Source organism: Noviherbaspirillum denitrificans, assembly GCF_002211445.1.
In the GTDB taxonomy this organism is placed as follows: domain Bacteria; phylum Pseudomonadota; class Gammaproteobacteria; order Burkholderiales; family Burkholderiaceae_D; genus Noviherbaspirillum; species Noviherbaspirillum denitrificans.
The window spans coordinates 4,364,640-4,365,449 of the sequence record NZ_LSTO01000001.1 but is presented as its reverse complement, the minus strand read 5'-3'; the positions used below and the strand labels follow the sequence as shown (position 1 = coordinate 4,365,449).

Below are 810 nucleotides of genomic sequence, written 5' to 3'. Positions count from 1 at the left end.
GCGTCACCGCCAATGCCGCGAGCGCGGCCCATGGCAAGGGGCGTCGCCATGCCGGCCGGTGCTTTGCCGATGCAGCCAGCGGCGGCAGCAGCGGTCCGGGGCGGGTGACGGCGCCATTGCGTTCGGCTTCGGCTTTCTTCAGCGCTTCAAGGATGTAGGACATGCGTCACTCCGCCTGCGTGCGTTCGGCCAGGCGCGGCTCGTCGATACCGGCAGCGCGATTGATGTGCATGGCAGTGAGTGGACCGATCACACCGTCCACGAACAAGCCGTGTGCCTGCTGGAACTGGCGCACCTGCTTCAGTGTTTTCTGAGACAGGGGCTGGCCGGGGGCCGGCGCATCGGCGCTGCTCAGCTTGGCCAGGTGCGCTGCAAACCAGTCGACGGCCGGTCCGCGGTCGCCGACCTGCACCGCATTGTCGAAGTCGCGCGGCGCGCGCCAAAGGGTGATGAACTCGCCCCGGAAATGGTTTGCCAGGGCAACCAGGCTGACGTCTTGCCGCGCGTCGCCGGCACGCAGGCGTGCAGTGGTGTCGGACAGGCTGCCGATCAGTGCATAGAACGGCCGGTTGGCCTGGTCGTACAGCTTGAGCAACGCGGGCCGGTCGAGCTGGCGCAATTCGGCGATGCCGCCGTTGCTGCGGTGGCAGAGCACGTTGTGAGCGCGGATTGCGTCGCAGGCATCACCTTCCGCAAGCGGCAGGTTCCAGCGTTGTGCGAGCTGTCGGATTGCATCGGATTCGTCGCGCAGTCCGGCGCGGGTAATGCCGGTTTTTTCCGACAGGATGTCCTGCGCCGGCTCCTGCGTGC

Annotated in this window: 1 protein-coding gene; it reads right to left on the bottom strand. The window is 67.2% G+C overall.

The window, feature by feature from the left end; all coding sequences use genetic code 11:
* Nucleotides 1-166 precede the first annotated feature (166 nt).
* The coding region (locus AYR66_RS21180; protein ID WP_206047242.1) for a peptidoglycan-binding domain-containing protein at nt 167-810 on the bottom strand (644 nt) is incomplete at its 5' end.